The sequence below is a fragment of the Marinobacter gudaonensis genome (genome assembly GCF_900115175.1).
Classification (GTDB): Bacteria; Pseudomonadota; Gammaproteobacteria; order Pseudomonadales; family Oleiphilaceae; genus Marinobacter; species Marinobacter gudaonensis.
In genome coordinates this window covers 1,224,220-1,244,402 of sequence record NZ_FOYV01000001.1, presented here as the reverse complement: position 1 = coordinate 1,244,402, position 20,183 = coordinate 1,224,220, and the positions used below count along the sequence as shown (strand labels likewise).

Here is a 20,183-nt window from a genome sequence, read left to right as displayed (position 1 = left end):
GGAACACATGAAGAAACGATCGGAAGGCGGACTCGTCTTTTCAACGGAGCAGGGCCGCATGTGCCCCGGGTGCCGTCAGCCGGTGGCTGAATGCGCCTGCGCCAAGGAATCCCGGCCCGCCGGTGACGGCATCGTGCGGGTCAGCCGGGAGACCAAGGGCCGCAAAGGAAAGGGTGTGACGCTGATCACCGGCATACCTCTTGATGACAAAGCCCTCGAGGCTTACGCCAAGACGCTCAAGGCCAAGTGTGGCACCGGCGGCACCGTAAAGGACGGCGTGGTCGAGATTCAGGGCGACCAGCGGGACATTCTGGTTCCTCTCCTGGAGCAGAAAGGCTGGACGGTCAAACGGGCCGGTGGCTGATGGTCGAGGCGCAATTGCCTGACTGCCCCGTTACAATGGTGCTTTCCCTGAACAAATCGTTCGTTTGATCCTGTCCGGAGGCAAGCATGCATATACTGGTTTTGGGTGCCGGCGTTGTTGGCACGACAACGGCCTGGTTTCTGCAGAAACAGGGCCACCAGGTTACCGTTGTCGACCGGCAGAATAAGGCTGCCCTGGAAACCAGTTACGCCAACGGCGGGCAGATTTCGGTCTCCCATGCTGAACCCTGGGCCAACCCCTCGGCTCCCCTCAAGGTACTGAAGTGGCTGACCCGGCCAGACGCGCCACTGCTGTTCCGGCCGCGGCTGGATCCTGCCCAGTGGCGCTGGGCGCTGTCATTTCTTGGCCAGTGCACCTCCGCGAGGGCCGCCCACAATATCCGCCAGATGGTAAATCTGGGTACCTACAGCCGGGGGCAGCTTCAGGCCCTGCGAGAGGAAACAGGTATCGAGTACGATCACCTGGAGAAAGGCATCCTGCATTTCTACACCAATCCCGCGGAGTTCGAGGCGGCCATGGAGCCGACCCGTCTGATGCAGGAGCTGGGCTGCGACCGGCAGGTGATTGATTCGGCCCGTGCCATTGAGTTGGAACCGGCTCTGAAACCCATCCGGCACCGGATTGCCGGCGCCACCTACACTTCCGAGGACGAATCCGGCGATGCCAGGAAATTTACCCAGAACCTCGCCCAGCGCTGCGCCGACGCCGGCGTGACTTTCCGGTATGGCACCCGGATTCTGGGCTTCGAGCAGGCCAGTGAGCGTATCCTGGGCGTCCAGACCCTGAACGAGGGGCGCCACGAAACACTGCGTGCGGATGCCTATGTGCTCAGCCTGGGGAGCTTCAGTGCGGCCCTGGCACGTCAACTGGGGATCTACCTCAACATCTACCCGGCCAAGGGCTACTCCATTACCGTTCCGGTCAAAAATGAAGAGGCGGCGTTCAACGTCAGCCTGACCGACGACGAATACAAGCTGGTGTTCTCGAGGCTGGGTGATCGCATCCGGGTGGCAGGTACCGCCGAACTCAGTGGTTACAGCCGCCGGCTCAACTACACCCGCTGCCGTGCCATTGTGCGCCGCACCGCCGAGGTGATGCCCGAGGCCGGGCACTGGGACCAGGCCGAATTCTGGGCGGGCCTGCGCCCGGCCACACCCTCGAACGTTCCCTACATTGGCAAGAGCCACTACGCGAACCTTTACCTGAACACCGGCCACGGCACCCTCGGCTGGACGCACTCATGCGGTTCTGCGGCGGCACTCGCGGACATCATCGATGGCCGGACGCCTGAGGTGGATTTTGCGTTTTCAAGACTCTGAGCGTGAAAAAGGGGTGAATGATCGCTCATCCACCCCAGCGGTTACCTTGTCCAAGAATCCTTACTTGAGCTGATCCCGGATCAGCTTCTTGTTGATCTTGCCAACACTGGTCTTGGGAATATCCTCCACGAAATCAATCTGTTCGGGAATGGCCCATTTATTGATTTCGCCGCTGTCCACGAACTGCCGGAGGTGGTTCTGGATGTCCGAAACATCGGCCTGCTCGCCGGGTTTGAGGGTAACCAGGGCATGAGGACGCTCGCCCCACTTTTCGTCAGGCACGCCTACCACGGCAGCGCCAGCCACCGCCGGGTGCTGGCTGATCAGGTTTTCCAGATCCAGTGACGACAGCCATTCACCTCCGGTCTTGATCACATCCTTGATGCGATCCTTGATGGTCAGGGTGTTGTCCGGCTCCATGGAGGCGACATCGCCGGTGTGCAGCCAACCGCCCTGCCATAGCTCCTCGCCTTTGTCCGGTTGCTTGAAGTAGCTCTGGGTCAGCCAGGGGGCCCGGGTAACCACCTCGCCCTTGGCTTCGCCATCGTGGGGTACGGGCTTGCCGTCGGGATCGACAATTTCGATCTCCACCATGGGCACGGCAATGCCGGTCTTGACCCGTTTGGCGGTCTGTTGCTCCAGGGGCAACTCCAGATCTTCCGGCTTGAGGTGAGTGGTGCTCAAAAGCGGGCAGGTTTCCGACATGCCATAGCCCGTGTACATGCGGATGCCGAGCTTGGCACCGGCATCGCACAGGCCCTTGGTGAGTGCGCTGCCACCGATGAGTACATGCCAGTTGCTGAGATCGGCGGTCTTGATGGATTCGGTGGCCATCATCATCTGCATAATGGTGGGCACACAGTGAGAGAAGGTGACCTTGTGCTCCTTGAGCAGGTCCACCAGAAGTTCCGGCTCATAGCGGCCCGGGTACACCTGCTTGATACCCATCATGGTGGCGGCGTAGGGCACGCCCCAGGCGTGTACGTGGAACATCGGGGTCACTGGCATGTACACGGAAGACGACCGCAGCAGCGGCATCTCGTCGTAGGCGGAGAGGGAACCGGTCATGGCCAGGGTGTGCAGTACCAGCTGGCGGTGGCTGAAAAACACGCCCTTGGGATTGCCGGTGGTGCCGGTGGTGTAGAAGGTGGTGGCCACGCTGTTCTCGTCAAAATCCGGGAAATCGAACTTGGTGGCGGCCGCTGCCAGCAGTGATTCGTACTCACCGGCGGTATCCAGGCTGGTGGACTTGGGGCTGCTCTCGTCGGTTAGCTGAATGTAGGTTTTTACCGTCTGGATGTCGCCTTTGATGGCGTCCAGAATCGGCAGGAAGTCGTCGTGCACCAGCACCACGTCGTCTTCGGCGTGGTTCATGGTGTACAGGATCTGGTCGGGCGAGAGGCGCACGTTAATGGTGTGCAGGACGGCGCCAATCATCGGGATGGCAAAAAAGCACTCAAGGTAGCGAGGTGTGTCCCAGTCCATCACGGCAACGGTGTCACCGGGTTTGACGCCGGCATCGGTCAGGGCGTTGGCCAGGCGGTGGATGCGCTCTACCAGATCGGAGTAGGTGTACTTGCTCCGGTTGGCGTACACGATCTCCTGATCGGGCGAATAGCGGGGGCCGGAGAGCAGGAGCTGTTTGATCAGCAATGGGTACTGATGGGCGTTCTCAGCCGGCTCCAGGATGCGGGTCTGTGCCATTGCGTGTTTCCTCTTTCCCGTTTGTTGGTGTTGTGGTGAGAAACAGGGGTTAATCTGACACAGATGCAGGGAAACAGGAACCGGGGAAGATTAAAAAACGCAGAGCGAACGATGGCTTAGGGAAGTCTTTGGATTCGCTCTGGGAGCGGCCGGCCCCAGGTTGGGGCCGGTGTGCCTGGGCAGGTGCCGTTTACTCGCAGATGTCGTTTACTCGTAAGTGCAGAGATAGGCTGTGTCGATGTCGGTTTTCGCCTTGAAACTGGCCTGTCCTGCCACGTCGAAGCTTTCCCCGGCGCCGTAGGTCATCCATTCCTCCATGCCCGGCAGCAGAACGGTCAGTGCGCCGCTGATCACCGTCATGGTTTCTTTCTTGCTGGTGCCGAATTCGTACTCGCCCGGGCTAATGACACCCACGGTGGCCGGCAGGGTGGAGGTCTGGAAGGCGATTGACTTGGCTTTGCCGTCAAAGTATTCGTTCACTTTCAGCATGGGCTGAGCTCCTTGAATGAGTTTGGGTGGCTACTATACGGCAAATTTCTTCAAGTCCAATGACAAAATTGCGGGCGCCACACCGGTTGCCCGGGTTCATTGCTCCCAGGGCTTGCCCTGGGTACCTTCCATGGTTTTTACCCCGATATGCATGGCGGCTTTCGCCAGGATGTTGGCACTCACCGGGGCGGTCATCAGCAGGAACACGGTTATCAGGATTTCCGAGATACCGATGCCCTCCCCGCGGGCGCTGAAGAACACCACCGAGCTCAGCATGATGGCACCAACGCCGACCGTGGTGGCCTTGGTGGGGCCGTGCAGGCGGGTGTAGAAATCGGGCAGGCGGGCAAGGCCTATGGCGCCTATCAGGGTGAAGGCACCCCCCAACAATAGCAGCGCAGCAATCAGGTATTCCGCGATCGGGTGCATGTCATCAACCTCCGGAAAATCATTGTTTCGGGGCGGCGTTATTCAATCACGCTGCCCCGTTTCAGATATTTGGCCATCGCCACGGTGCCCACAAAGCCCATGACCGCGATCAGCAGAGCCGCTTCCAGGTACATACGGGTGCCGAGGGTAAGGCCCAGCAGGATAATCAGCGCAATGGCATTGATATAGAGCGTATCCAGGGCCAGCACGCGGTCCGGGGCATCCGGTCCCTTGACCAGTCGGTAGACATTCAGCAGCGTCGCCAGGGTAACCATGGCGATGGTGGCGTACAGGGCAAAGGTCATCATTTGAACATCTCCAGCAACGGCTTCTCGTAGCGGTTGTGAATGGCCTCAATGACTTCCTGGTCGCTGGCCGCGTCCAGTGTGTGAATGAGCAGCGTTTTGCGGTCATCACTGACATCCGCGCTAACCGTTCCCGGGGTCAGGGAAATGGTGCTGGCGAGAATGGAGATGGCCAGGGGGTGTTCCAGCTCCAGGGGATAACAGACAAAAATCGGTCTCGGCTGGCGTGGGCTGAGAATCAGTCTGGCCACCGCGAAGCTGGCTACCACAATGTCCACGAGCATGATCACCAGGTATCTCGCCATGCGCCAGGGTTTGACGAAAGCGGGGCGCTCGGGCCAGAAACCCTGGGTCAGCTGGGGAATCAGCCAGGCCAGTAACAGGCCCATTACCACGCTGGCACCCGACACCCCCTCACTGAGGAACTGCCACACCGTAAACAGGAGCAGGCTTAACCACGGTTGCGGAAAACTCAGACGATCAAGCATCAGTCATCCTCCTTCACCATGGGCGTCTGCAGTATCTGGATATAGGCATCGGTGTTGTGGAGCTGCGCTGCGGTGGCATCGGTATACCGGGTAATCGGTCCGGCCAGGGCCACGATCACCACCGCCAGTGCCACCAGTGCGCCCGAAGCCACCGAAATCCGGCCATTGAGTGGCTCGGGCTCCTCCAGATGGCCATCGACGGTTCGCCAGAACACAATGCTGCCGGCGCGGCTGTAGGCAATCACGGTCAGGAAGCTGCCTACCAGCAGAACCGACCAGAGCCAGGCCATTTCGGTGCCCGAGTCCACCGCCTGAAGGATCAGCAGCTTGCCGAAAAAGCCGCTCAGCGGCGGCAGGCCGGCAGCGGCTACCGCGCCCACCAGGAACAGAACACTCAGGAAAGTGCGGTTGCGCATGGTGGGTGCCGTGACAATGCGATCACCGGCCGTGCCTCTCTGGTTGGAGACGAGTTCCGCCACCAGGAACAGGCCGCCCACCGTCCACGTGGTGCTCAGCATGTAGAACAGGGCGGCGGACAGCCCGGCCTCGGAACCGATGGCAATGGGCGCCAGCAGAGTGCCAACGGAGATAATCACCTGCCAGGCCACCAGTGTTTTCAGGGTGCCCGAACCGAGCGCGCCAATCAAGCCCATGGCCAGGGTGATCAGAGCCACCGGGAACAGCCAGTCCATGCCGAGATTGGCCAGGGCACCGGCGTCGCCGCCGAAGATCAGCAGGTAGACCCTCAGAATGGCGTAGATGCCGACTTTGGTCATGACTGCAAACAGCGCGGCCACGGGAGCGGTGGCGCTGGCATAGGCCCTTGGTAGCCAGAAACACAACGGCAGTATCGCGGCCTTCAGGCCAAATACCACCAACAGCATCATGCCGCCGGCCTTGACGATGTTCAGGCTCTCTCCGGTTATCTGCGGCACTTTCACCGCCAGATCCGCCATGTTGAGGGTGCCGGTGACGCTGTAGATCATGCCGACGCTGATCAGGAACAGGGCGGAGCCCACCAGGTTGAGCACCACGTAATGCAGGCTCGGGACAGTTCTCTTTGTCCCCCCGCCATGCATGAGCAGCCCGTAGGAGGCAATCAGCAACACCTCGAAGGCGACGAACAGGTTGAACAGGTCGCCGGTGAGGAACGCGATGTTCAGGCCCATCAACTGGAACAGGAAGAGGGCGTGAAACTGGCGGTTGCCCTCATCGGCGCCGCCGATGGCGTAGATATGACAGAACAGCGCCAGCACCGACGTCATGACCAGCATCAAGGCCGCAAGACGATCCAGTACCAGCACAATTCCGAACGGCGGCTGCCAGTTGCCGAAGGCATAGAGACGGTAACTACCGTCGTCTGCCAGACTCAGGAGCACAAAGGTGGATACCAGAATCAGCACTGTGGTTGCCAGTGCCAGGGTCCGGCGCAGGCTGATCGGGGCATACCCCATCAGGGCCTGAAGAATCCCGCCAAGCAAGGGAAGCAGGATGGGAGCGGTAAGCCAGTGGTTCATTTACCGTTTACCTCCTCTTCTTCCTCCGGTGCGGGGGAGCGATACGGCTTCTTGCCATCCACGTGGTCGTCGTCGTTGTCTGCCAGGCTGCGCAGTGACAGCACCACCACGAAAGCAGTCATCGCAAAGCCGATAACGATGGCGGTCAGCACCAGGGCCTGGGGCAACGGATCGGTGTAGCTGGATGCGGTTCCGATGACCGGCTGTTGTCCGGTGGCCAGACGACCACTGGAAAACAGGAACAGGTTCACCCCATACGACAGCAGAGTCAGCCCGACCACCACGGGGAAGGTTCGGGCCCGCAGAAGCAGGTACACACCCGAGGCGGTCAGGGCGCCAATAACCAGTGCGAAAACAAGCTCCATTACGCACCCTCCTTTTTGCTCTTTATGGCGGAGTGGGGATTGAGTCTGCCGATACTGACGAGAGCCAGCAGGGTGGCGCCAATGACCGTCAGGTAAACCCCTAGGTCAAACACCAGTGCAGAGGCCACCTCGAACTTGCCGACCACGGGCCAGGTTATGTAGCCGAAGGTGGAGGTGAGGAACGGATAGCCAAAGGCGAAACTGCCCAGGCCAGCCACGGTTGCGAACAGCAGGCCCAGACCAATCACGTTGTGATAGCGGAAGGGCACGCGATCCTGGGTCCAGATCATACCGCTGGCCACATACTGGAGGATCAGTGCCACGGAGGTGATCAGACCGGCAATGAAGCCACCGCCCGGCAGGTTGTGCCCGCGCAGGAACACGTACACCGACACCATCAGCGCCAGGGGCAGCATGGGCCGTGCAATCTGCCGGAGCATCAGCGGATAGGCGTCCCGGGTCCAGGGGTGACCTTCGCCATCACTGGGCGGAGGGGTAAGCGCGGTGTTCTTGAGCATGGCGTAGATGCCAAGGGCGGCAATGGCCAGCACCGTAATCTCGCCGAGCGTATCGAAACCACGGAAGTCAACCAGGATCACGTTCACCACGTTGGTGCCGCCACCACCGGGTTTGCTGTTCTCCAGGAAAAACTCGGAAATGGAGCTGAACGGCTGGGTCAGCATGGCCAGGGTGACCAGGGTCATGCCGATGCCGGCGGCTCCGGCGATGGCGATGTCCCGGGCGCGGCGCCGGGTCGGTGTTTCAATCGGCGTCCAGGAGGGCATGTAGAAAAGCGCAAGCATCAGCAGCACGATGGTGACCACTTCCACCGACAGCTGGGTCATGGCCAGGTCAGGAGCCGAGAACCGGGCAAATGCCAGGGATACAACCAGACCCACCACGCTGAGCAACACCAGGGCATAGAAGCGCTGGCGATGCATGGCGGAGGTTGCCAGGGCACAGCCAATGAGCACGGCCGCCGCGATGGCGGTAGGTGCGTCCACCGGGCTGAGACCTTTTTCGCCGACAAAGATGCCGAGTTTCATCAGTGGCAGCGCAACGACGGCAATGACGCTGACCACCAGCAGGGTGGCATAGCGCTGGAGCGAGCCGTTTTCCAACAGGCGAGTGGCCTGATTGGCAAGATCCACGATGCGGGAGACCACGGCCTCGAAAACCGCCTTCTCGTCCACTTCCTTGAATCGGGCGTGGAAATCAAAAAACTTCTGGCGCTGGCTGTACATGAGCAGACCGCCGAAGAAGGCCACGAAACTCATGAGCAGCGGCAGATTGAAGCCGTGGTACACAGACAGTGTGTAATCAGGCACGCCGCCGCCCAGGGTGGCTGAGGCAGCAATCTCAAGCAGGGGGCCGATGGATACCGCGGGGAATACGCCCACCATGATGCAGGCGAACACCAGAATCTCCACCGGGAACTTCATGTAGCGTGGTGGTTCGTGTGGTGGGTAGATGGGCAGGTCTACCGGCTTGCCATTGAAGAACACATCGTGCACGAAGCGCGCCGAATAGGCGACCGCGAATATGCCCGCAAGGGTCGCAACGATGGGCGGGAGCCAGGCCCAGAGCCCGGGCAGGTTCAGGGCCAGGGATTCGGCGAAGAACATCTCCTTGCTCAAAAAGCCGTTGAGCAAGGGCACGCCGGCCATCGAGGACGCGGCCACCATGGCCAGGGTGGCGGTGTGAGGCATGTAGCGCCAGAGGCCGTTGATGCGGCGCATGTCGCGGGTGCCGGTTTCATGGTCAATGATACCGGCTGCCATGAACAGCGAGGCCTTGAAGGTGGCGTGGTTAATGACATGGAAAACGGCCGCCACGGCTGCAAGCTGGGTACCCATGCCGAAAAGCAGGGTGATCAGGCCGAGATGGCTCACCGTCGAGTGGGCCAGCAGTCCCTTGAGGTCGTGCTTGAACATGGCGACATAGGCGCCAATCAGCAGCGTGGCCATGCCGGTAAAGCTGACCATGTAGAACCACTGTTCGGTGCCCGCCAGCGCCGGGTAAAGTCGGGCCATGAGAAAAATGCCGGCTTTTACCATGGTGGCCGAGTGCAGGTAGGCTGAGACCGGTGTCGGCGCCTGCATGGCATGAGGCAGCCAGAAGTGGAACGGAAACTGGGCCGACTTGGTGAAAGCACCCAGGAGAATAAGGGTGAGCGCCACCGGATACATGGCGTGGGCCTTGATCTGGTCGCCTGCGGCGAGGACATCGTCGAGCTCGAAGCTGCCGACAATGTTGCCCAGGATCAGTACCCCGGCCAGGAGGGCGAGCCCACCACCCCCGGTGACCGCCAGCGCCATTCGAGCCCCCCGGCGGGCATCCTGTTTGTGGTTCCAGAAACTGATCAGCAGGAACGACGTCAGGCTGGTCAGTTCCCAGAAAATCATCATCAGCAACAGGTTGCTGGACAGCACGATGCCCAGCATGGAGCCCTTGAAGCACAGCAGCAACGCATAGAACTTGCCGACGTTCTCGTGGGCCTTCAGGTAATAGCGGGAGTACAGAATGATCAGCAGCCCGATGATCAGGATCAGCAGGGCAAACAGCAGCGACAGCCCGTCCAGCCGGAAGCTGAACGACAGGCCCACGGCGGGCAGCCACTGGTAGGTATGTAACACCACGCCGCCATCGGCGAGCGTCTGCCAATGTGGAAACAGCGCAGCAAGGGCAATCAGGGCGGGTACTGAAGATGCCACGGCAATCGCCGTTCGCCCTCCCTGGGCAAACAGTGGTGCAGCAATGGCACCCAGGAATGGCAGTAAAACAACCAGCGGTAGCGACATCGCAACCTCGTTATTGGTCTTTTTTTACGTGAGTATTGAAGGCATGTGTGCCTGAGTCTAGTCTCCGGCCGACTGCTGTGCACTGGCTAACCGGTGCTGTACGGCGAGATCGACAGAGTGGATCAGCGGGAAGCGGGTGGATCCGGGAAGTACGGAAGACGTCCCCGGTGCCGCGCGATGTCAGCGGTAACAGGTGGGCGGATTGTACTTGTGCAGCCGAAGGACCTTACGGTCATGGTTGCTCCGTCAGTCAAACTTGAAAACCGATGATACGTGCCCCGTCCCGAAGGTCAAGTCAACTTGCGATTGATCAAGTGTATACTCGAACCAAATTTCCCAGGGACGAATCCCCATGAATTACACCTATCCGACGCTTCTGCGACCACTGGACCTTGGCTTTACCGAACTCAAGAACCGGGTATTGATGGGGTCCATGCACACCGGCCTGGAAGACCGCTTCTGGAACATCCATAAGCTGGCCCGGTATTTCGCCGAACGGGCTGAAGGCGGCGTGGGATTGATGGTGACCGGGGGCTTCTCGCCGAATCTGGTTGGCCAATTGGCGCCCCTGTCCTCGACCATGAACAATCGCGCGACCGCGCTTCTGCACCGCCATGTAACCGGAGCCGTCCACGAAGCTGGCGGCAAGATCTGCCTGCAGTTGCTGCACGCCGGGCGTTACGGGTACCAGCCGCTGATTGTTTCCGCCTCGGCCACCAAGGCGCCAATCAGCCCGTTCAAAGCCCGCGCCCTTTCCTCCCGGGGAGTTGAAAGGCAGATCAACGACTTCGTCAATGCTGCCCGGCTGGCCAAATTCGCAGGCTACGACGGCGTGGAGGTGATGGGGTCTGAAGGGTATTTCATCAACCAATTTCTGTGTGAGCGAACCAATCATCGGAAGGACAAATGGGGTGGGCCTTTCGAAAACCGCATGCGCCTGCCGATTGAAATCGTCCGGCGGATTCGCGAAGCCGTAGGGCCTGAATTCATCCTGATCTACCGCCTCTCCATGCTCGACCTTGTGGAGGGTGGCCAGACCTGGGATGAAATCGTCACCCTGGGCAAGGCAATCGAGCAGGCCGGAGCCACCATCATCAACACCGGGATCGGCTGGCACGAGGCGAGGGTGCCTACCATAGTCACCTCGGTACCCAGGGCCAGCTTTGCGGACGTAACCGCCAAGTTCTATGGCGAGGTGGCAATCCCGGTCTGCACCACCAACCGCATCAACACGCCGGAGAAAGCCGAAGAGATCCTTGCGGCCGGCAAGGCAGACATGGTGTCCATGGCCCGGCCGTTGCTCGCCGACAGTGAGTTCGTGCGCAAGGCACAGCAGGGCCGCAGTGACGAAATCAATACCTGCATTGCCTGCAACCAGGCCTGCCTGGACCACGTATTTCAGGCCAGAAGGGCTTCGTGCCTGGTCAATCCGCGAGCCTGCCACGAGACCGAACTGGTGCTGACGGTTGCGCCTGTGACGAAACGGATTGCGGTGGTGGGTGCAGGGCCGGCCGGTCTGGCCGCGGCGACAACCGCCGCACGTCGAGGACACAGGGTGACCCTTTTCGAGGCAGACAATCAGATAGGCGGTCAGTTCAACTACGCCAAGCGCATTCCGGGCAAGGAAGAGTTCTACGAAACCCTGCGCTATTACCGCCGCCAGATAGAATTGCTGGACATCGACCTGCGGTTGGGTGTCCGGGTGGATGCCGGCACACTGGCCGATGGCGCATTCGATGAAGTGGTGATTGCCACCGGCGTGAAACCCCGAATCCCGTCAATCGACGGTATCGACCACCCCAAGGTGCTGGGTTATCTGGATGTGCTGCGCCATAACAAGCCCGTAGGTCGCACCGTGGCGGTGATTGGCGCTGGCGGCATTGGCTTTGATGTGAGCGAATTCCTGACCCATGACGCCGGCCATCATCCAGAAGACAAGCAGACAGAAGGCGAGCAGCTCAGTATTGGCGATTGGCAGGCGGAGTGGGGCATTCATCCGCAGTTCGAAGGACCGGGCGGATTAGCCGAGCGCCGGCCCGCCCACTCGCCCCGCAAGCTCTATCTGCTGCAGCGCAAAACCGGTAAGGTGGGCGGTGGCCTGGGCAAAACCTCCGGCTGGGTTCATCGAGCCAGCCTCAAACACCGGGAGGTCGAGATGCTCCGCGGCTGCCGCTATGAGCGTATTGACGACCAGGGCCTGCACATTGCCATTCTCGACAAAGACGGCCAAATGACCGGAAACCGCGTACTGGATGTGGACAACGTCATTATCTGTGCCGGGCAGGAACCCCTTCGGGAACTTTTTGACCAGTTATCGGCCTCTGGCGTCAATGCGCATCTGATTGGTGGCGCAGACGTCGCCGAAGAATTGGACGCAAAGCGAGCCATTCGGCAAGGAACGGAAATCGCAGCCCAACTATGATATTACTGATTGCCTTCGCGCTTCTTTCAATAGGTTTCTCTTTTTTGTGTTCGATTCTGGAGGCTGCACTGCTGTCGGTCACCCCCAGCTACATCGCCTCAGTGAAGAAAGAGAAGCCGGAGCTTTTCGCCCGCCTGCGCAAGCTCAAGGACGACGTGGATGACCCGCTGTCGGCCATCCTTACCCTAAATACGGTTGCTCACACCGTTGGCGCCACCGGTGTCGGCGCCCAGGTGACCGTTGTGTTTGGCGAGGCCTGGCTGGGTTTTGCCTCGGCACTGATGACCCTGGCCATCCTCATCTTTTCGGAGATCATTCCCAAGACCATCGGTGCCAAATACTGGCGGGGCATCGCCCCCTACCTGCCCGCCATCCTCGGATTCATGATCAAAGCGCTGCTGCCGCTGATCTGGCTGTCAAAGCAGGTAACCCGGCGTATAGCCCCTGGCGATGATGACACCGATATCCGTGGCGAGATCAGCGCCCTGGCGGAAATTGGCCGGGACCAGCAGGCCCTGGATGAGGACGAGCGCCGCATGATCCAGAACGTGCTCAGATTTCACGAGATCAAGGTCAGCTCGGTGATGACACCGAGAACCGTGTGCAAATACCTGGAACCGGACATAACCGTGGAGCAGTTCCTTGAGCAGGTCCGGAAATCCCCGTTTTCACGGTATCCGGTGATCGACGAAGAGGGTGAGGCCCTTGGCTATCTGCACCGGGCCGATTTGATCAGCCTGGAGCAAGACGTGAACCTGCTCGACCACATGCGCAAAATCATGCGTGTGAAAGGCAATACCAACATTGAATTACTGTTTTCCGACATGCTTCGGGAGCGGCAACACCTGGCCGTGGTCTATGACGAACTGGGCACCTGGCTGGGAATAGTGACGCTGGAGGACATATTGGAGACACTTTTGGGCACTGAAATCATGGACGAAACCGATAACGTCTCCAATCTCCGGCGGTATGCGAAGCAGCGCTGGAGTCGCCGCCTCAAAAAATATAGCTCTGGCCAAAGATAGCCGGAAGGATTAGCGCACCGCTTTCAGTGCATTGGAGATGGCCTCTGCTTCGGCCTCAAGTACCTGACATCGAAGGCTATTTCCCTGTCGAACTGCCTGCTCAATCTGCTTTCTTTTCATGTCATACAGGCGGCTGAGAATATCTGCCTGGCTTTGTCTTACCGGTGCGTTCATGACGGGCCTCCCCATGGTTACACCTGTCGGTATTCTTTACGTTTCCGGCCGCAATATGGCCTACACCTGTCTGGATGCATAACCCGCGCCATCCTGCCCTGGTGCCATTACCTCCCAAAGCGGGCCCTGTACGCCCCTGGAGACAGGCCCGTGTGCCGGCGGAACAACCGGGTAAACGAACTCACATCCTCGTAACCCACCTGCCGGGTGATTTCATCAATAGGTAAACGGGAGCTCTCGAGCTGCTGACGGGCTATCTCGATTCGTAAAATCTGAAGATAGGCATTGGGCGTGTCCCCGGTGGCGGCCTTGAAGCGCCGGATCAGCGAACGTTCCGTGAGACCGGCCACGGTGGCCAGAACCTCCAGGTTGAGGGGGGCGTCAAAGTGGGCATCCAGCCAGTCCTGCAGCCTCAGTATGGCGGCATCGGAATGATATCGACGGGCCTGCAGGGCGCTGTAGGGTGCCTGACTGGTTCGCCCGACATCCAGCACAAACGCCTTGGCAAGTTCCCGGGCAACCTGAGTGCCGGCGTAGCGCTCAACCAGATGAACGCCCAGATCCCACCAGGCCATGCCCCCGCCGGCGCAGGCAATGTGCCCGTCTACCGTTACCAGCCGGTCCGGTTGCAGATCCACCCGGGGGAATCGCTCCCGAAACTGCTGGCTGAACCCCCAATGCGTCGTCGCCATCCGGCCCTCAAGCAACCCCGCCTCGGCCAGCATGAAGGCCCCGGTACAGTTACTGGCCACTCGCACCTGACCGGAACTGACAGCCCCGAACCGGCCCAACCACTCGATCAGCTCGCCATTGCTCGCCAACACCGCCTCGATCGGACCTCCAATGGTAGGAATGACCACCAGATCGTCCGGTTCCGCGCCAGCGGCCAACTCGTTCCAGGCGCCATCCGCCTGAATGGTCAGCCCGTTGATGCACCGGCACGGCACGCCATCCCTGGTCAGCAGTCGGGTGGAAAATTGCGGCGATGGCGCTTCATTATTGATCCGGGCCCAGGTAACCCCGGCCAGCCGGAAAAGATCAATAATGCCGGTAATGGCGCTGGCCAAAGCGCCATCAAATCCAATAACAGAGACGGTTCGCATGCGTACTCCAAAGCAGGCTGCCAGCGGGGTCTTCCCTCCCGGGACTGTCTGCAGCATGGATGCTGCAGCCAAGCGTACATGGATGTATTCACAGCGTGTCCCGGGAGGGAAGACCCCGCTGGTGGCCGTCTGGCAGGCACCGTCTTTCGTGCTGGTGCATGGATCGATGGCATTATTGGCCATAATTGTGTCATAAACGCCGGTTTCCTGGAAAAATCAGTTGTGAGAGGCTGTTGATAACAAACAGGAGACCCAGCATGACCGACACCCTGATCGACCGCCGCGACCTGGCGTTCCAACTCTACGAAGTGCTCGACACCGAGACACTCACCACCCGCGAGCGCTTCAGCGAACACAACCGGGACACCTTCGATGCCGTTATCGAAACCGCCGACAAAATGGCCCGGGAAAAATTTGCCAGCCACAACAGCGCCGCCGACAAAGACGAGCCAAAGTTCGTTAACGGCCAGGTGGACATGCTGCCCGAGGTAAAAGAAGCCTTCGATGCCTATGCCCAGGCCGGCTTCATTGCCGGACGCTACGACTACGAGCTTGGTGGCATGCAACTGCCGGAATCCGTCATGGCGGCCTGCAACGGCTTTTTCACAGCCGCCAACCCGGGCACCGCGGGTTACCCGTTTCTGACGACGGCCGCCGCCAACCTGATCCGAGTCTTCGGCAACGAGCAGCAGAAAGGCATCTACCTGCCGAACATGCTAAGCGGCCGCTTCAGCGGCACCATGGCGCTCACAGAGCCCCACGCTGGCTCCAGCCTGGCGGAAATCCGCACCTCCGCCACACCCACTGACGACGGTCACTACCTGATCAAAGGCGCCAAAATCTACATCTCCGGTGGCGAACAGAGCATCACCGACAACATCGTTCACATGGTGCTGGCCAAGATCAAAGGCGCACCGGCGGGCGTGAAGGGCATTTCCCTGTTCATCGTGCCGAAGTTCCTGGTGGACGAAGATGGCAACCCCACCGAACGCAACGGCGTCAGCCTCGCCGGCCTGATCCACAAACTGGGCTACCGTGGCACCACCTCCACCGCCCTGAGCTTTGGCGACGACGCCCCCTGCCACGGCTACCTGGTGGGCGAGCCGCACCAGGGCCTGAAATACATGTTCCAGATGATGAACGAAGCCCGCCTGGGCGTGGGTTTTGGCGCCGCAGTCATCGGCTACCGGGGCTACATGCACAGCCTGGAATACGCCAAAGACCGCCTGCAGGGCCGCAAGGCCAGCGAAAAGAACCCGGAAAGCCCGCAGGTGCCGATTATCGAGCACGCCGACGTGCGCCGCATGCTGCTTGCGCAGAAGGCCTACAGCGAGGGCGGCCTGGCCCTGTGCCTCTACGGCGCCCGGCTGATGGACGACCAGCATACCCACCCGGACGAACAGAAACGCCTGGAAGCCGGCAAGTTGCTGGACCTGCTCACCCCGGTGATCAAGGCCTGGCCGTCTGAATACGGCCCCAAGGCCAACGACCTGGCAATCCAGGTCTACGGCGGTGCCGGCTACACCCGCGAATACCCGGTGGAACAATGCTGGCGCGACAACCGCCTGAACCCCATCCACGAAGGCACCAACGGCATCCAGGCCCTGGACCTGCTGGGCCGCAAGATCTGGCAGGACCAGAGCCACGGCCTGCAATTGCTGATGCAGGAAATGCAGGTGGATCTGCAAGCGGCCACCACCGACCGCTGCCAGCAATGGGCCTTGTCCCTGAGTGAAACCCTGCAGCAGGCGGTGAAGGTTACCCAGAGCCTGGGCAAATCACTGATGGAAGGCGATCCGGACCGTACCCTGGCCAACGCCTCCTGCTATCTGCATCTGTTCGGCCACATCATGGTGGCCTGGATGTGGCTGCGACAGGCCAACGCGGCCGCCAAGGCCCTGGCTTCGGCCAATACCGACGACGAGCGCAACTTCTACCAGGGCAAATTGCAGGCGGCCCAGTATTTCTTCCACTGGGAACTGCCCACCGTAGCCCAGGACCTGGTACTGCTGCGCAACCAGGACGACACCTGCCTGAATATGAAGGCAGAGTGGTTCTGAGCCCGTTTGCAGACTGAGAATTCGGGTGGTTGCACGCCCGGCTGGCAGGCCTTTCCGGGACACGCCGCAAGTACGTCCTTGTAGGCTCGATCGGGCCATCCCTGGCCCTCAACGGTCCCGGAAAGGCCTGCCAGCCGAACGCGCCCGTGCGTCAGCGCAATTCGCTGAACAGACATAAACACCACTCTGGCTGCTCGAAATAAGGAAAATGCGTTCGGGTATAACTGCCTTAGTGGGAGCGCGAGCGACGGGGAACGTCTTCCGGGACCGTCTGTGGCCATGGATGGCCACAGCCGAGCGCACAGGGATGTGCTTGTAGCGTGTCCCGGAAGACGTTCCCCGTTGATCGTGCCAACGCCAACACATGCAGGCTACAAGCCTGAACATGAGGATAAGTCCATTGTCACTGGTTAATGTCGAAAAGAGAGACCACGTACTGCTGATCGGCCTGAACCGGCCGGAAAAAATGAACGCCATGAACCGCGAGATGTACCACCAGATCGCGGCGGCCTATTACCAGCTTGAGAACGACCCGGAACTGCGAGTCGGATTGATGTACGCCGAGGGCGACCACTTTACCAGCGGCCTGCAGCTCGACGACTGGGCTGGCGTGTTCGCCAACGGCAAAGGCATCGAGCCGGGAGAAGGCGAACTGGATCCATTCCATATCACCGGCCCCGGCCTCAGCAAACCCGTGGTGTTTGCCGCCCAGGGCATCTGCTTTACCTGCGGCGTGGAAATGATGCTGAACACCGATGTGCGCGTGGCGGCCAAAGGTACTCGCTTCGCGCAGTTGGAAGTCAAACGCGGCATCTTCGCCTGCGGCGGCGCTACCATCCGCCTGCAGCGGGAAATCGGTTGGGGCAACGCCCAGCGTTACCTCCTGACAGGCGACGAATGGACGGCTGACCAGGCCTACCACTGGGGTCTGATTCAGGAACTGGTGGAGCCCGGTGAACAGTTCAAGGTGGCTTTGGAGATCGCCGGAAATATCGCCAAGGCCGCGCCTTTGGGGGTTCAGGGCAGTCTGAGATCCTCCAAAATCGCCGTGAGCGAAGGCCAGGAAGCTGCCAAACAGCGCTTGTTCCCGGACCTTCAGCCGGTGATGGCCAGTGAGGATGTCAAAGAAGGAATCCAGTCGTTTCTGGAAAGAAGGGACGCGGTTTTCAAGGGCAAGTAACCGACACACGAGCCCAGCAAAAACTCCGATTGAGAGCCTCAGTCGCGCCGGGCTATTCTCGACTGTTGCACCAAAAGTCTGGGCAGCCGACCGGGGATCTTCCGTCCGGGAGTGTGAGCAGCAGGGATGCTGCGATCAAGCCCCCATGGATGGGTTCACGGCGTCTCCCGGACGGAAGATCCCCGGTTGGATGCAGGCTCACGGACGCAAAGGCTGGGGCCTGCGTTTGCGGCCAACCAACATCAGGCCGCCGCGGACTTCCCGGATTCGCGCCGAGCCTTCGCCTCGGCGGCCACCTCCGCCGCATAATCCGCATACTTGGCCATCAACTCCTCCCGGCGATCCGGATCCCAGTTGATTTTGCTCAGATCGCCCTCGTAGTGGTCAATCACCCGCTTGTCCATGGTCTCGTACCACCACTGCGGCAGATAGGCCGGCAACAGCATCGACGCGTAGCCGCCGGGTAGCTGCGGTGCCTTTTCGAAGTGGCGAAGGGCCTGGTAGCTGCGTTGTGGATGGGCGTGGTGGTCCGAATGCCGCTGCAGCTGATACAGGAACAGGTTGGTTACCACGTGATTGCTGTTCCAGCTGTGCTCCGGCTTTGTTCGCTCATATTTGCCGTTCTCGTCCTTCTGGCGCAGCAGCCCGTAATGCTCGATGTAGTTCACGCTCTCCAGCAGACTGGCCCCGTACACCGCCTGGGCCGCCAGGAAAGGCACCGCCCTGGGGCCGCACACCAGAGTGGTGGCGCCGAAGAAACCCGCGCTCATGGCCCAGCCCTGCAGCAGCTCATTATCCAGGCTCCAGAAGCCCTTGCCCTTCCGGGCCAGGCGAGCCTTTTCAATCTTGATGGAGGATTTGATGCCGCCCAACACCGTGCGCGGCAGGAACTTCCAGAAACTTTCGCCCATGCGGCTGCTGGCCGGATCCTCGGGGGTGGCGACGCGTTTGTGGTGGCCGAAGTTGTGCTCCACCACAAAATGGGTGTAGCCGGTGGGTGCCAGGGCTGCCATGGCCAGCAGCTTGTTCAGCCTGTTGGACTTGTGGCCCAGTTCGTGAGCGGTGTTGATGCCGACGCCATTGATCGCGCCCACCGTCAGGGTCAGGCCGATCTTGTCCTCCAGAGGCGTGTTCTTGCGGCTGGCCAGCCAGGCGCCCATGAACGTCATCACGTACTGGGTGGGGATGAAGGCTTTCACAATCCGGTCGTAGTATTTGTCCTGCTCCAGCGTCTTCACCGCCGACTCGGGCGGGTTGCTTTTGTCCTCGCCGATGGCGCGGTCCAGAGCCGGAATGATGCCGTGTACGAGGGCGGGGCCGGTCCAGGCGAGGGCCTTCAGTTTTTTGGGGGCCAGCGCGTAACCGGTCAGGGCCGCCAGGCCGATACCGGGCAGGGCCGGGCCGAGCAGCCACATATACCGCTTGGGGTCTTTCCAGGCGTGTGATTCCGTTGTCTGTTCCGGGGTTGGCATCACCTTGTGCGATTCCAGATTGTCACGGGTTTTGGCGTTCATGGTTCTCTCCCATCAGGTAGGCGTTCTTGAAATTTATGTCGGACAATCTGGCAATGCAACAACCGGCGATAGCGAGTCGGCAGCTTGGCACAAAATGACAATCGTGGCCGAGGAGGGTGGTTTGCGGTTCGGTTTTTGGCGAAAACGGGTTTTCTGGACCAGACTCAAAACAAAACAAGAACCAGGGAAGAACCCGCAATGTCTCGAGTTTCCTCCGCTACAGCCTCATGTTCCGCCAGGGCCATGCTGGTCGAGTACCTGACCTCGGGACGGCTCGCCGAAGTGGTTTACCGCGATGGTGCCGGGCAGGTCTGCCAGGTGCACGATGTGATCCGTGACTTTTGCAGCCGTGCCGGCAAGGATTTTCTGCTGCTGGGGCGGGGGGTGATGTTGCCCTTCGACCACGTGATTACCATCGATGGCCAACTGCTGGCCGATGGAGTGCCTTAGCCTTAGGCAGCCGGCTAACCAAAGGGTAATCGCCCCGTAATTGCTTTCCTTTGTAGGCCGGCCGTACCCTGACCCGCGTTGTAAACACTGACCAACAGAGGGAAATGGTATGAACAGGCTCGCATTGAGTACGCTTTTGATCGTTCTGACGCTTGGGCTTGCCGCATGCAGCTCGGAGGACAACGAAGGTGTGGACGTTGAACAGGCGGCGGACAACGCTGGCGACATGATGGACGACGCGGCGGATTCCGCGGAAGAAACCATGGAGGAAGCGACCGGCCAGGATGAAAGCGCCATGGGCGAACTCCAGGAGGGTGCGAAAGAAGCCGGTGAGGCCATGGGCGAGGCGGCTGAAGAAACCGGCGATGCCATGGAAGAAGGCTACGAGGAAGCCACCCAGCAGTAAGGGCTGTCCGCCCCGCCCGGGCAGTTCGGGCGGGGCGACCCCGGCGC

19 protein-coding genes are annotated in these 20,183 nt (G+C 60.4%); 8 read left to right on the top strand and 11 right to left on the bottom strand.

From position 1 onward, the window contains the following. Positions 1-7 precede the first annotated feature (7 nt). Positions 8-364, top strand: coding sequence for a translation initiation factor Sui1 (locus tag BM344_RS05620; RefSeq protein WP_091987012.1), 357 nt, complete (start codon positions 8-10; stop codon positions 362-364). A gap of 86 nt (positions 365-450) precedes the next feature. After that, positions 451-1,704, top strand: coding sequence for a D-amino acid dehydrogenase (locus BM344_RS05615; RefSeq protein WP_091987009.1), 1,254 nt, complete (start codon positions 451-453; stop codon positions 1,702-1,704). A gap of 60 nt (positions 1,705-1,764) precedes the next feature. On the opposite strand, the gene BM344_RS05610 is transcribed toward BM344_RS05615, so the two are convergent. The 8 genes from BM344_RS05610 to BM344_RS05575 form a co-directional block, all read right to left on the bottom strand. Next, complete coding sequence (locus BM344_RS05610) at positions 1,765-3,408, bottom strand: fatty acid--CoA ligase (protein WP_091987007.1); 1,644 nt, start codon at positions 3,406-3,408, stop codon at positions 1,765-1,767. A 207-nt stretch (positions 3,409-3,615) separates the two neighbouring features. After that, complete coding sequence (gene ppnP, locus BM344_RS05605; protein ID WP_064228261.1) at positions 3,616-3,897, bottom strand: pyrimidine/purine nucleoside phosphorylase; 282 nt, start codon at positions 3,895-3,897, stop codon at positions 3,616-3,618. 96 nt (positions 3,898-3,993) lie between these two features. Further along, positions 3,994-4,326, bottom strand: a complete 333-nt coding sequence (locus BM344_RS05600; RefSeq protein ID WP_091987004.1) for a Na+/H+ antiporter subunit G — start codon at positions 4,324-4,326, stop codon at positions 3,994-3,996. 38 nt (positions 4,327-4,364) lie between these two features. Further along, positions 4,365-4,634 (bottom strand): K+/H+ antiporter subunit F, encoded by a 270-nt coding sequence (locus BM344_RS05595; protein WP_091987002.1) that lies wholly within the window; start codon positions 4,632-4,634, stop codon positions 4,365-4,367. After that, positions 4,631-5,119 carry a Na+/H+ antiporter subunit E gene (locus BM344_RS05590; protein WP_091986999.1) on the bottom strand — a complete coding sequence of 163 codons (489 nt, stop codon included), beginning with the start codon at positions 5,117-5,119 and terminating at the stop codon, positions 4,631-4,633. The genes BM344_RS05595 and BM344_RS05590 overlap by 4 nt, the downstream gene beginning before the upstream one ends. Beyond that, positions 5,119-6,636, bottom strand: coding sequence for a monovalent cation/H+ antiporter subunit D (locus BM344_RS05585; RefSeq protein WP_091986997.1), 1,518 nt, complete (start codon positions 6,634-6,636; stop codon positions 5,119-5,121). The genes BM344_RS05590 and BM344_RS05585 overlap by 1 nt, the downstream gene beginning before the upstream one ends. Next, entirely contained in the window at positions 6,633-7,001 is a 369-nt protein-coding gene (locus BM344_RS05580) for a Na+/H+ antiporter subunit C (RefSeq protein ID WP_091986995.1), read from the bottom strand. The genes BM344_RS05585 and BM344_RS05580 overlap by 4 nt, the downstream gene beginning before the upstream one ends. After that, positions 7,001-9,802, bottom strand: a complete 2,802-nt coding sequence (locus BM344_RS05575; protein WP_091986991.1) for a monovalent cation/H+ antiporter subunit A — start codon at positions 9,800-9,802, stop codon at positions 7,001-7,003. The genes BM344_RS05580 and BM344_RS05575 overlap by 1 nt, the downstream gene beginning before the upstream one ends. A gap of 352 nt (positions 9,803-10,154) precedes the next feature. Between BM344_RS05575 and BM344_RS05570 the strand changes: the two genes are divergently transcribed. Together BM344_RS05570 and BM344_RS05565 are read left to right on the top strand one after the other, a co-directional pair. Then, positions 10,155-12,224 carry an NADPH-dependent 2,4-dienoyl-CoA reductase gene (locus tag BM344_RS05570; RefSeq protein ID WP_091986988.1) on the top strand — a complete coding sequence of 690 codons (2,070 nt, stop codon included), beginning with the start codon at positions 10,155-10,157 and terminating at the stop codon, positions 12,222-12,224. Continuing rightward, positions 12,221-13,249, top strand: coding sequence for a CNNM domain-containing protein (locus BM344_RS05565; protein WP_091986986.1), 1,029 nt, complete (start codon positions 12,221-12,223; stop codon positions 13,247-13,249). The genes BM344_RS05570 and BM344_RS05565 overlap by 4 nt, the downstream gene beginning before the upstream one ends. Before the next feature lie 9 nt (positions 13,250-13,258). On the opposite strand, the gene BM344_RS17555 is transcribed toward BM344_RS05565, so the two are convergent. After that, entirely contained in the window at positions 13,259-13,423 is a 165-nt protein-coding gene (locus tag BM344_RS17555; RefSeq protein ID WP_167363216.1) for a hypothetical protein, read from the bottom strand. A 107-nt stretch (positions 13,424-13,530) separates the two neighbouring features. Continuing rightward, the gene (locus BM344_RS05555) at positions 13,531-14,526 is read right to left on the bottom strand and encodes a GlxA family transcriptional regulator (RefSeq protein WP_091986981.1); all 996 of its coding nucleotides are present in this window, start codon (positions 14,524-14,526) and stop codon (positions 13,531-13,533) included. Positions 14,527-14,783: 257 nt separating this feature from the next. Here BM344_RS05555 and BM344_RS05550 point away from each other — a divergent pair, with 257 nt between their 5' ends. Both BM344_RS05550 and BM344_RS05545 read left to right on the top strand, forming a co-directional pair. Beyond that, positions 14,784-16,586: an acyl-CoA dehydrogenase gene (locus tag BM344_RS05550; RefSeq protein ID WP_091986978.1), complete on the top strand. Its 1,803-nt coding sequence runs from the start codon at positions 14,784-14,786 to the stop codon at positions 16,584-16,586. A gap of 400 nt (positions 16,587-16,986) precedes the next feature. Further along, a complete protein-coding gene (locus BM344_RS05545; RefSeq protein WP_091986975.1) occupies positions 16,987-17,766 on the top strand; it encodes a crotonase/enoyl-CoA hydratase family protein in 780 nt (259 codons plus the stop codon). Between the two features lie 242 nt (positions 17,767-18,008). Here the strand turns inward: BM344_RS05545 and BM344_RS05540 are convergent, their stop codons facing one another. After that, positions 18,009-19,280: an alkane 1-monooxygenase gene (locus BM344_RS05540; RefSeq protein ID WP_091986973.1), complete on the bottom strand. Its 1,272-nt coding sequence runs from the start codon at positions 19,278-19,280 to the stop codon at positions 18,009-18,011. A 198-nt stretch (positions 19,281-19,478) separates the two neighbouring features. On the opposite strand from BM344_RS05540, the gene BM344_RS05535 reads away from it, so the two are divergent. Both BM344_RS05535 and BM344_RS05530 read left to right on the top strand, forming a co-directional pair. Then, positions 19,479-19,730 (top strand): hypothetical protein, encoded by a 252-nt coding sequence (locus BM344_RS05535; protein WP_091986970.1) that lies wholly within the window; start codon positions 19,479-19,481, stop codon positions 19,728-19,730. Positions 19,731-19,839: 109 nt separating this feature from the next. Further along, positions 19,840-20,136, top strand: a complete 297-nt coding sequence (locus BM344_RS05530; protein ID WP_091986967.1) for a hypothetical protein — start codon at positions 19,840-19,842, stop codon at positions 20,134-20,136. Positions 20,137-20,183: the final 47 nt, after the last annotated feature.

Coding starts and splice junctions, on each gene's coding strand:
- BM344_RS05620 (WP_091987012.1), top strand. CDS start 8: ATGAAGAAACGATCGGAAGGCGGACTCGTCTTTTCAACGGAGCAGGGC.
- BM344_RS05615 (WP_091987009.1), top strand. CDS start 451: ATGCATATACTGGTTTTGGGTGCCGGCGTTGTTGGCACGACAACGGCC.
- BM344_RS05610 (WP_091987007.1), bottom strand. CDS start 3,408: ATGGCACAGACCCGCATCCTGGAGCCGGCTGAGAACGCCCATCAGTAC.
- ppnP (WP_064228261.1), bottom strand. CDS start 3,897: ATGCTGAAAGTGAACGAATACTTTGACGGCAAAGCCAAGTCAATCGCC.
- BM344_RS05600 (WP_091987004.1), bottom strand. CDS start 4,326: ATGCACCCGATCGCGGAATACCTGATTGCTGCGCTGCTATTGTTGGGG.
- BM344_RS05595 (WP_091987002.1), bottom strand. CDS start 4,634: ATGATGACCTTTGCCCTGTACGCCACCATCGCCATGGTTACCCTGGCG.
- BM344_RS05590 (WP_091986999.1), bottom strand. CDS start 5,119: ATGCTTGATCGTCTGAGTTTTCCGCAACCGTGGTTAAGCCTGCTCCTG.
- BM344_RS05585 (WP_091986997.1), bottom strand. CDS start 6,636: ATGAACCACTGGCTTACCGCTCCCATCCTGCTTCCCTTGCTTGGCGGG.
- BM344_RS05580 (WP_091986995.1), bottom strand. CDS start 7,001: ATGGAGCTTGTTTTCGCACTGGTTATTGGCGCCCTGACCGCCTCGGGT.
- BM344_RS05575 (WP_091986991.1), bottom strand. CDS start 9,802: ATGTCGCTACCGCTGGTTGTTTTACTGCCATTCCTGGGTGCCATTGCT.
- BM344_RS05570 (WP_091986988.1), top strand. CDS start 10,155: ATGAATTACACCTATCCGACGCTTCTGCGACCACTGGACCTTGGCTTT.
- BM344_RS05565 (WP_091986986.1), top strand. CDS start 12,221: ATGATATTACTGATTGCCTTCGCGCTTCTTTCAATAGGTTTCTCTTTT.
- BM344_RS17555 (WP_167363216.1), bottom strand. CDS start 13,423: ATGAACGCACCGGTAAGACAAAGCCAGGCAGATATTCTCAGCCGCCTG.
- BM344_RS05555 (WP_091986981.1), bottom strand. CDS start 14,526: ATGCGAACCGTCTCTGTTATTGGATTTGATGGCGCTTTGGCCAGCGCC.
- BM344_RS05550 (WP_091986978.1), top strand. CDS start 14,784: ATGACCGACACCCTGATCGACCGCCGCGACCTGGCGTTCCAACTCTAC.
- BM344_RS05540 (WP_091986973.1), bottom strand. CDS start 19,280: ATGAACGCCAAAACCCGTGACAATCTGGAATCGCACAAGGTGATGCCA.
- BM344_RS05535 (WP_091986970.1), top strand. CDS start 19,479: ATGTCTCGAGTTTCCTCCGCTACAGCCTCATGTTCCGCCAGGGCCATG.
- BM344_RS05530 (WP_091986967.1), top strand. CDS start 19,840: ATGAACAGGCTCGCATTGAGTACGCTTTTGATCGTTCTGACGCTTGGG.